The 10,209-nt window shown below is 34.1% G+C and carries 8 protein-coding genes and 2 rRNA genes; all 10 read left to right on the top strand.

The window, feature by feature from the left end; translation table 11 throughout:
- Positions 1 to 125, top strand: a 23S ribosomal RNA gene (locus D2K62_RS14355); the annotation flags it as partial.
- A gap of 64 nt (positions 126 to 189) precedes the next feature.
- A 5S ribosomal RNA gene (gene rrf / locus D2K62_RS14350) occupies positions 190 to 305 on the top strand.
- 425 nt (positions 306 to 730) lie between these two features.
- Positions 731 to 1,576, top strand: coding sequence for a DegV family protein (locus D2K62_RS14345; protein WP_117161631.1), 846 nt, complete (start codon positions 731 to 733; stop codon positions 1,574 to 1,576).
- Positions 1,577 to 1,840: 264 nt separating this feature from the next.
- Positions 1,841 to 2,497: an MgtC/SapB family protein gene (locus D2K62_RS14340; RefSeq protein ID WP_112182606.1), complete on the top strand. Its 657-nt coding sequence runs from the start codon at positions 1,841 to 1,843 to the stop codon at positions 2,495 to 2,497.
- 107 nt (positions 2,498 to 2,604) lie between these two features.
- Positions 2,605 to 3,069 (top strand): CtsR family transcriptional regulator, encoded by a 465-nt coding sequence (locus tag D2K62_RS14335; protein ID WP_112179215.1) that lies wholly within the window; start codon positions 2,605 to 2,607, stop codon positions 3,067 to 3,069.
- A gap of 90 nt (positions 3,070 to 3,159) precedes the next feature.
- Positions 3,160 to 3,714, top strand: coding sequence for a protein-arginine kinase activator protein McsA (gene mcsA / locus D2K62_RS14330; protein ID WP_117149447.1), 555 nt, complete (start codon positions 3,160 to 3,162; stop codon positions 3,712 to 3,714).
- Entirely contained in the window at positions 3,714 to 4,778 is a 1,065-nt protein-coding gene (gene mcsB / locus D2K62_RS14325) for a protein-arginine kinase McsB (RefSeq protein ID WP_112179219.1), read from the top strand. Before mcsA ends, mcsB begins: the two co-directional genes overlap by 1 nt.
- Before the next feature lie 20 nt (positions 4,779 to 4,798).
- Positions 4,799 to 7,228, top strand: coding sequence for an ATP-dependent protease ATP-binding subunit ClpC (clpC, locus tag D2K62_RS14320; protein WP_112179220.1), 2,430 nt, complete (start codon positions 4,799 to 4,801; stop codon positions 7,226 to 7,228).
- A 172-nt stretch (positions 7,229 to 7,400) separates the two neighbouring features.
- On the top strand, positions 7,401 to 8,768 hold the full coding sequence (gene radA / locus D2K62_RS14315; RefSeq protein ID WP_112179222.1) for a DNA repair protein RadA: 1,368 nt from the start codon (positions 7,401 to 7,403) through the stop codon (positions 8,766 to 8,768).
- A gap of 181 nt (positions 8,769 to 8,949) precedes the next feature.
- Entirely contained in the window at positions 8,950 to 10,059 is a 1,110-nt protein-coding gene (locus D2K62_RS14310; RefSeq protein ID WP_112182607.1) for a PIN/TRAM domain-containing protein, read from the top strand.
- Positions 10,060 to 10,209 lie beyond the last annotated feature (150 nt).

Here is a 10,209-nt window from a genome sequence, read left to right as displayed (position 1 = left end):
TCAAGATGAGACTTCTCATCTTTTTAGAGTAAGATCCCTCAGAGACGATGAGGTTGATAGGTTCGAGGTGGAAGCGTGGTGACACGTGTAGCTGACGAATACTAATAGATCGAGGACTTAACTATAATACTATATGGTGTCTTGTTGTAATTCTTATCTAGTTTTGAAGGTACACTATCTTCAAAATGGTTTAGTGACAATAGCGAAGAGGTCACACCTGTTCCCATGCCGAACACAGCAGTTAAGCTCTTCAGCGCTCATGGTAGTTGGGGCTTTGCCCCTGCGAGAGTAGGACGTCGCTAAGCAACTATAAAACATCTATTACTTCATTGTAATAGATGTTTTTTTGTTTTGATTCTATTCAATCTATGCTTTACATAAAAGGTTAATATCGCAGATGAGCGTAAAATTATTTAGTTGTAGCAACGTTCCACTTCAAGTTTTTCTTTTTAATAATAAATAAGTAAACGTAATTAGCTAATATTTAATTAAATATACATTAATTTTATTTTCACTTTTTTTATAATAAAATATTGAATAAAATCACGCTAATTATTAACGCTAATCGTATAATTTAATTAGATAATAAATGTGACAGATATTTTAGGTCAATTGCCAAAAAAGTAGGTTTTCACTTTTCATTTAGGTGTGTTTTATGGTATCTTATTAGTAGATACTAAGATCAAATATTAATTTTTTGACAAATTGTATTTTAAAGGGGATATTTATAATGAAAAAAATTGCATGGATCACTGACAGTACGTGTGGTTTATCACAGGAATTCATTGATGAACATAACATCCATGTACTACCGATGATTGTAAACATAAATAACATCTCATACCGTGAAGATATAGATATTAGTAAAGATGAAATCTATGACATATTGCAAGAACACGGAGAAGGTGCTAAAACAAGTCAGCCACCTTATGGGGAATTTGTTGAATTATATAAAAAGTTAAAAGATGAATATGAGATAGGTATTGCGATTCATGCTTCTAGTGAGTTAACTGGAACGTATCAAAGTTCTGTCACAGCATCAGAGATGTTTGACTTCCCGGTTGAAGTTATTGATTCAAAAATTGGTTCCTATGCATTAGGGAAAATGATTAGAAATGGAATTCAATTTGAATCAGAAGGTAAGGATCATCAAGAGATTGTTAAGATATTAAAGACATATCCTGAAAAGGCTGAAATGTACTTACTTCCAGAAAGTTTTGAACAATTAAAACGAAGTGGAAGAGTAAGCACAACACAAACAATTTTTGCTAATTTACTGCATATTAACTTACTATTAAGATTTTATAATGGAAAAATATTGGTGGAGGAAAAGATTAGAACGAAGAAGAAGTCTAAGAATCGAATCTTTCAAATTATTGATGAGGCAATTAAAGAAAATCAATTTAAAGAAATGTGCATTATGCATGCAGGTATGAAGGAAAAGGCGCTAAAATGGAAAGAAGAATTAGAAAATATACATGAAGAAATTAAAATTCAAGTTGAAACATTAGTGCCGGTGGCAGGGGTACATGCAGGTCATGGTACAATGTCAATTTCTTGGTTAAAGGAAAAGTGATTTTTAATGGTTAAGAGTAGGTACCTAATTGGTATCTACTTTAATTTTTACTTTTATAAAAAAGTAAAAATTCAGATAACTTTTTAAGTAAATCATAAAACGGGTAAAAAAAGAATAGAATAGTTGGGCGCTTGGATTTTGAAAATAAGTTATACTAAATAAAAAGATATCTATAAATAAGATAGAAACAAAGGGGGCAAGCCGTTGTTATAACGGTGCGATATGGAAATTATACAAAATTTATTTGATGAAGAGTTTGTGTTGATGAGTTCGAGAATTATTGTAGCTCTAATACTATCAGGACTAATTGGTCTGGAAAGAGAAATTAACAATCATTCTGCGGGATTTAGAACGCATATTCTTGTTGGAATTAGTTCCTGTTTAATGATGCTACTATCACTCTATGGTTTTGATACATATTTTGAAAAGTATGGAGACGTTGTCCAGTTTGACCCAGCAAGAATCCCTTCTTACGTAATAAGTGGTATCGGTTTTCTCGGTGCAGGCACAATTATTGTAAGTGGAAGAACAATTCGTGGATTAACAACCGCCGCTTCCATATGGGCCGTTGCAGCATTGGGTTTAGTTATTGGGATTGGCATGTATAAAGTTGCTATACTTACGACGATAATAATTTTATTAAGTCTAATATTCTTAAATAACTTTGAAAAGAAGATCTCGAAAAAAAGAAACTTTATCTCTTTTCAAATTCTAGTTAATCAACATATGCAGATTCGTGAATTACTAGCTAAAGTTGAACAATTCGATGTAATTATTCGTAAACTAGAAATGGAAAAAGATGATGAATCAGATCGAATGATTATAATAGAGATGGAGAGTAATGAGACCTTGGATAAAACAGAATTATATCATCAATTAATGGACTTAAAGCAAGTGAAACAAGTGAATGAGTTAGACTGATTTTAGCTGATTAATTTGTTTAGTCATTTTGTTTGCAAGAATTTCGAAGTAGCGTATAATGAAGGTATAGTCAAAGATAGTCAAAGTCAGTTATGAGGAGGAGGCAAATGCGAAATATTTCAGATGTGATTGAAGCGTATTTAAAACAAATTATTCTAGGCAATAATAAAAACATTATTGAAATTAAACGCAGTGAAGTGGCTGATCAATTCGAGTGTGTGCCTTCTCAAATCAACTATGTAATCAATACTCGTTTCACAGTGGAAAGAGGGTATTTAGTTGAGAGTAAACGTGGTGGAGGCGGCTATATACGTATTACACGTCTTACAATTGATGATAAGACAAAACTACTTGATGAAATCATTGATATGGTTCAACCTACTGTTACGCAACATGCTGCCATTGATATATTAGAACGAATGTTAGAAGAAAAACTGATTACTAAAAGAGAAGCAAAAATAATGATTAGTGCCTTAACTCGTGATACACTTGCATTTCAATTACCTATACGGGATGAAATTAGGGCAAGAATTATGACTGCTATGTTAGCCTCTATAAAATATGAAATGTAGAACTTCTAGAGAAATAGATTTTAAAAGAGTCACATAGTATATTAAAAGAACAATAATAACTTCTGTCTCTGATAGGGAGGGACCATGAGGATGAAATGTGAAGAATGTCAAGAAAGGCCGGCTACACTCCATTTAACAAAGGTAGTAAATGAAAATAAAACAGAAATACATGTATGTGAACGTTGCGCAAAAGAAAAAGGATATATTTCTCATGATGAATATGCTTATTCTATTCATGATTTGTTATCTGGTTTATTCAATTTTGACTCTTCTTTCTCTAAGGAACACAAACACAGTCAAGAAGAAAATGGTGCTTTAATATGTCCAAAGTGTGGAATGACATATCATCAGTTTACACAACTAGGTAAGTTCGGATGTTCTAGTTGTTATTATACTTTTGCAGACAATTTAAATCCTATTTTCCGTCGTGTACATAGTGGAAATACTACGCATGATGGTAAGATACCAAAAAGAAGAGGCACTGACCTAAAGCAAAAACGCTTAATACAGGGTTATAAAGAAGAATTACAACAATTGATCCAAACGGAAGCTTTTGAGGAAGCTGCGAAAATGCGTGATAAGATAAAGGATTTAGAAAAGAAACAGTGGAATACCGAGGAGTATAAGGATGGCGGTGATGAATAATGTCTTTGCAACCATTTATAAATGAAGCAATTAGTCCGTGGATGAAAGAAGAAGGACCAGATAATGATATTGTCATGAGTACTCGTATTCGTTTAGCGAGAAATTTTGAACAATATCCATTTCCTATTATTGCTAAAGAACAAGAGTTGGCACCTGTTGTTTCCTTAATGAAGAATAATTATCACGAACAGTCATTTGATAAATATCAAGACTTGCAATTTATTGGGATGGAAGAATTAAGGCCTGTTGAGAAGCGAGTCTTAGTTGAAAAACATTTAATTAGTCCTCAACTTGCTGAAAAAGCGAAAAATAGTGGTGTGTTGATATCAGAAAATGAACAGGTTTCCGTAATGATAAATGAGGAAGACCATATCAGAATGCAACTATACTTTCCAGGGCTGCAATTAGAAAATGCTTTAACACAAGCCTTTCTTTTTGATGATTGGTTAGAAGAAAAAATTGATTATGCTTTTGAAGAAACGAGAGGATATTTAACAAGCTGTCCTACCAATGTCGGAACAGGCATGAGAGCTTCAGTTATGATGCATCTACCTGCTCTAACCCTTACTCAAAAAATGAGTAAGATGATTCCTGCGATTAACCAGCTAGGTTTAGTGGTAAGGGGTATATATGGTGAGGGTAGTGAAGCTGTAGGAAATATTGTTCAGATTTCTAACCAAGTTACATTGGGAAGATCAGAATTAGATATTATTGAAGACTTGCAAAGTGTCGTTGAGAAATTGATCGAACAAGAAAGACATGCAAGACTGTTGTTAGTTGAACAATCTGAATTACGATTAGAAGATCGTGTTTTTAGATCTTATGGAATATTAAAGTATAGCAGGATTTTAGAATCAAAAGAAGCCGCTACCTGTTTATCAGATTTAAGGCTTGGAATTGATGTAGGTTATATAAATAATATTTCAAAAACGATATTGAATGAATTAATGATTCTAACTCAACCAGGTTTTTTACAACAAAATGCAAAAGAAACATTAACAGCTAGTGAAAGAGATATACGACGAGCTTCAATTATTAGAGAACGATTAAATTCAGAAAATTGATCTGGTAGGAGGAATACCAAATGATGTTTGGACGATTTACAGAAAGAGCGCAAAAGGTATTGGCACTTTCACAAGAGGAAGCAGTAAGATTAGGGCATAACAATATTGGAACAGAACATATTTTACTAGGTTTAATAAATGAAGGTGAAGGTATTGCTGCTAAAGCACTAACAAGCTTAGGTTTAGAAACTGAAAAAATCCAACAAGAAGTTGAGAATTTAATAGGTAAAGGTGAAAAAGTATCTCAAACAATTCACTATACACCTAGGGCTAAAAAGGTAATAGAACTTTCAATGGATGAAGCACGTAAACTTGGTCATTCGTATGTAGGTACAGAGCATATACTCTTAGGTTTGATACGTGAAGGTGAAGGTGTGGCAGCGCGTGTATTAAATAATATTGGTGTTAGTCTAAATAAAGCTCGCCAGCAAGTATTACAATTGCTTGGAAGTAATGAAACAGCAAGAAAGAACCAAGGAAGAAATGGACAGGCAACAGCTGCAAACACACCAACACTAGATTCGTTAGCACGTGATTTAACTGCAATAGCAAAAGAGGGAAATATTGATCCAGTTATCGGTCGTGAAAAAGAAATCGAACGTGTGATTCAAGTGTTAAGTCGTCGTACAAAGAATAATCCCGTATTGATTGGGGAACCAGGTGTCGGTAAGACGGCTGTAGCTGAAGGTCTAGCACAGCAAGTTGTCAACAATGAAATACCTGAAATGTTACGTGATAAGCGTGTAATGACGTTGGATATGGGTACTGTTGTGGCTGGCACAAAATATCGTGGAGAATTTGAAGACCGTTTAAAAAAAGTTATGGAAGAGATTCGTCAAGCTGGTAATGTAATTCTGTTTATTGATGAATTGCATACGTTAATTGGTGCAGGTGGTGCTGAAGGTGCAATTGACGCATCAAATATACTAAAACCATCTCTTGCTAGAGGTGAATTACAATGTATTGGCGCAACAACTATAGATGAATATCGTAAATACATTGAAAAAGATGCAGCGTTAGAACGTAGATTCCAACCAATCAGAGTGGAAGAACCGACGCTAGAAGAATCTATTTTAATCTTAAAAGGCTTACGAGATCGTTACGAGGCACATCATCGTGTTACGATAACTGATGAAGCAATTGAAGCTGCAGCAAACCTTTCAAATCGTTATATAACAGACCGTTTCCTACCGGATAAAGCGATTGATTTAATTGATGAAGCAGGTTCAAAAGTGCGTTTACGTTCCTACACAGCTCCACCAAACTTGAAGGAATTGGAGCAGGACCTAGAAGAAGTTAGAAAAGAAAAAGATGCTGCAGTACAGAGCCAAGAGTTTGAGAAAGCAGCTTCTCTACGTGATAGTGAGCAAAGATTGCGAGAAGAAGTAGAAACAACGAAAGAAAAATGGAAAGAAAAGCAAGGACAAGAAAGCTCTGAAGTAACTGTAGAAGATATTGCTAGTATTGTATCTACATGGACTGGTGTTCCTGTTGCTGCATTAACAAAAGATGAGAGTGAACGGTTACTAAACTTAGAACATATTTTACATGATCGTATTATCGGCCAAGGGGAAGCAGTAGATGCTGTTTCTAAAGCGATTCGTCGTGCCCGTGCAGGTTTAAAGGATCCTAAACGTCCAATTGGGTCATTTATATTCCTAGGTCCAACGGGTGTGGGTAAAACAGAATTAGCACGTGCACTAGCAGAATCAATGTTTGGTGATGAAGATGCAATGATTCGTATAGATATGTCAGAGTATATGGAAAAACATACAACATCTCGTTTAGTTGGTTCACCTCCAGGATATGTTGGTTATGAAGAAGGTGGCCAATTAACAGAAAAGGTAAGAAGAAAACCATATTCTGTTGTCTTATTGGATGAGATCGAAAAGGCACATCCCGAAGTTTTTAATATATTATTACAAGTGCTAGAGGATGGACGTTTAACTGACTCAAAAGGACGTTTAATTGACTTTCGTAACACGGTGCTAATTATGACCTCCAATGTTGGTGCAAGTGAACTAAAACAAAACAAATACGTTGGCTTTAGTTTTGGTGATGAAGAAGCAGACTATAAAGATATGAAAGTAAAAGTAATGGAGGAATTGAAAAAGGCATTCCGTCCAGAGTTTTTAAATAGAATTGATGAGACTATTGTCTTTCATTCATTAGAGAAGAAACATATGAAGGAAATTGTGACCTTAATGGTAAAACAACTTCAAAAACGTTTATTAGACCAAGAAATAGATTTTGATCTATCAGAAGAAGCAATTGAGAAAATTGCTAAAGAAGGTTTCGATCCGGAATACGGTGCGAGACCATTGCGTAGAGCTATACAGAAAAATGTAGAAGATCTAATGTCAGAGGCCTTGTTAAAAGATACCATTCAAAAAGGTCGTAAGATAAAGATAGGTTTAAATGAAAAGGGAGATTTTGCTGTTTTAAGCTAAAAATGCAGAAGACAATCCTAAATAAATTGTAAAAATCGGAAGAGTTTACTCTTCCGATTTTTACTTGTTTAAGTTGATTCCTTTTTTTTTACACAAAATATTAATATGCATGTAACTTTTAAGTAACTCATTTCGTATATACTATATACATAAGGTAAGGGGCGATTAGGTAATGGCCAAAGTTAAAACTAAATTTGTATGTGAAGAGTGTGGATATGAAGCGCCAAAGTGGATGGGTAAGTGCCCAAGTTGTAATAACTGGAACACATTAAATGAAGAAGTAACGACGAATGCAGTTTCTAAACATACCGGGATTGGGCAAGTATCTAATATCAAACCAGAAAGTATCACGGCTATTCAATCAAATGAAGAAACGAGAATAACCACGGATATGCCGGAATTAAATCGGGTGTTAGGTGGCGGTATTGTGGCAGGTTCACTTGTTTTAATTGGTGGAGATCCGGGAATTGGTAAATCTACATTACTATTACAAGTATCAGAGCAATTAGCAAGAAAACAATTACGCGTTTTGTATATTTCTGGAGAAGAATCAACAAGGCAAACAAAATTACGTGCAGATCGATTAAATGTTAAATCGGAACAGTTATTCGTTTTAGCTGAAACAAACTTACAACTTATTAATAATCAGATTGAACAATTAGACCCTGCTTTTATTGTTATTGATTCTATTCAAACAATTTTTAAAGAAGAAGTAACTAGTGCACCAGGAAGTGTTACGCAGGTAAGAGAATGCACAAGTGAATTAATGCGCATTGCCAAGACGAAACATATACCTATATTTATAGTTGGTCATGTAACAAAAGAGGGAGCAATAGCGGGACCAAGAATGTTAGAACATATGGTTGATGCGGTTTTATACTTTGAAGGTGAAAGACATCATACGTTTCGGATTCTGCGTGGTGTAAAGAATCGATTTGGTAGTACAAATGAAATTGGTATTTTTGAAATGAAGGAAGAGGGTTTGCGAGAAGTATTAAACCCATCTGAAATATTTTTAGAAGAACGTTCACAAGGTGTTGCAGGTTCTACTGTTGTAGCATCAATGGAAGGAACAAGACCTATATTAGTAGAAATCCAATCATTAATATCACCAACAAGTTTTGGGCAAGCGAGGAGAATGGCGACGGGTATTGATCATAATCGGGTCCCACTGCTAATGGCGGTATTAGAAAAAAGAGTAGGCTTATTAATGCAAAATCAAGATGCATATGTCAAGGTAGCTGGTGGTGTTAAGTTGGATGAACCAGCAATTGATTTAGCGATAGCTGTTAGTATTGCATCAAGTTTTAAGGATAAGACATCCAAGCCAGATGATGTCTTAATTGGCGAGGTAGGTTTAACAGGAGAGATTAGACGTGTTTCAAGAATTGATCAGCGTGTTCAAGAAGCTGCGAAATTAGGTTTTAAGCGAGCGATTATACCTGCAAGGAATTTAGAAGGTTGGACAGTTCCAACATCGATAGAAGTTATCGGCGTAAACTCAGTTCAAGAGGCATTAAAAATCACTTTAAATGAATAACTTTCGACATGGGTAGCTAAGTAATAACAGGAATTGACTTTATGTTCCACTTGTGTTAATATTTAAAGTTTATCATTTGACTTTATATGTAAGTTGTGATAGTTTAATAAATAAACTTTTGTCTTTATATACGAATATATTTTAAAAATTAGGAAATACTATGTGATAGGAGGTGACCATGGTGCTAAAAAGAATAGTGCAATTATTTATAATTATTGCTGGTGGTACCGCGGGATATTTATATATTCCAGATTTGGTTAGAGTTATTGAGTTTTTGAATGATAGTTGGATAGGTTCTGAATTTATTGCGCCATATGTTGGCTTAGTTTTAGGAGCTATTATTCTCTACTTATTAACATTTTGGTTTGTCGATTATATTGTTAATTTTGTACAGTATTTAGAAGAGACTTTATTAAAAGCACCAGTAGCGGATTTGTTTTTTGGTAGTTTGGGTTTAATTATTGGACTCGTAATAGCGTATATTATAAACCAACCTATACAAGATATAAATATACTTGTAGTATCACAGGTGATCCCGCTCTTTGTTATGGTTTTACTTGGTTATTTAGGGTTTCAAGTTGGTTTTAAAAGAAGAGATGAATTTGTAAATATTTTAACAATTGCTAGAAAAGAAAAGGATCAAAAGCTAGAAAAGGTCGAAGAAGATCCAGCTTCTATTATGCCGAAATCAAAAATATTAGATACGAGTGTAATTATTGATGGAAGAATCGCAGATATATGTCAAACTAGTTTCTTAGAAGGGACAGTTATTATTCCCCACTTTGTCTTGGAAGAATTACAACATATTGCTGATTCTTCTGATGCATTAAAACGTAATCGTGGTCGCAGAGGCTTAGATGTATTGAATCGAATGCAAAAAGACTTACCGGTTAATGTGGAAATGTATGATGGTGATTTTGAAGAAATTCAAGAGGTAGACAGTAAATTAGTTAAGTTAGCAAAAGTGATTAATGGTATTGTCGTTACAAATGACTTTAATCTCAATAAAGTTTGTGAGTTTCAAAATGTGCAAGTATTGAATATTAATGATCTTGCAAATGCGGTAAAACCAGTTGTTTTACCGGGTGAAGAATTAACGGTTCAAGTAATTAAAGATGGTAAGGAACAAAATCAAGGTGTAGCTTATTTAGATGATGGTACAATGATTGTTGTTGAAGAAGGCAGAGATTATATCGGTAGAACAATTGAAGTTTTAATTACAAGTGTTCTGCAGACCTCCGCTGGACGAATGATATTTGCTAAACCAAAATTACTTGAAAAAGCGCAGTAAAAAATATAAAGGTGATAAAAAGTGATAACTACCCGTTATCACTTTTTATCTGTTTAAATAATTTAATCGCCTGACATAAAAAACAGAAGTCTTTGAAAGACTTCTGTTTTTTTATATATGTTAAATCATTAGTTATTCTTATTATGTGCC

The sequence above is a fragment of the Paraliobacillus sp. X-1268 genome, assembly GCF_003426095.1.
Classification (GTDB): Bacteria; Bacillota; Bacilli; order Bacillales; family Amphibacillaceae; genus Paraliobacillus_A; species Paraliobacillus_A zengyii.
The sequence above is the reverse complement of the archived record's forward strand: the minus strand, read 5'-3'. Positions and strand labels throughout refer to the sequence as shown.

What these genes read in the sequence shown, in the direction of transcription:
- D2K62_RS14335 (WP_112179215.1), top strand. Translation starts at nt 2,605, where the DNA reads ATGCGAAATATTTCAGATGTGATTGAAGCGTATTTAAAACAAATTATT.
- D2K62_RS14345 (WP_117161631.1), top strand. Translation starts at nt 731, where the DNA reads ATGAAAAAAATTGCATGGATCACTGACAGTACGTGTGGTTTATCACAG.
- mcsA (WP_117149447.1), top strand. Translation starts at nt 3,160, where the DNA reads ATGAAATGTGAAGAATGTCAAGAAAGGCCGGCTACACTCCATTTAACA.
- mcsB (WP_112179219.1), top strand. Translation starts at nt 3,714, where the DNA reads ATGTCTTTGCAACCATTTATAAATGAAGCAATTAGTCCGTGGATGAAA.
- radA (WP_112179222.1), top strand. Translation starts at nt 7,401, where the DNA reads ATGGCCAAAGTTAAAACTAAATTTGTATGTGAAGAGTGTGGATATGAA.
- clpC (WP_112179220.1), top strand. Translation starts at nt 4,799, where the DNA reads ATGATGTTTGGACGATTTACAGAAAGAGCGCAAAAGGTATTGGCACTT.
- D2K62_RS14340 (WP_112182606.1), top strand. Translation starts at nt 1,841, where the DNA reads ATGAGTTCGAGAATTATTGTAGCTCTAATACTATCAGGACTAATTGGT.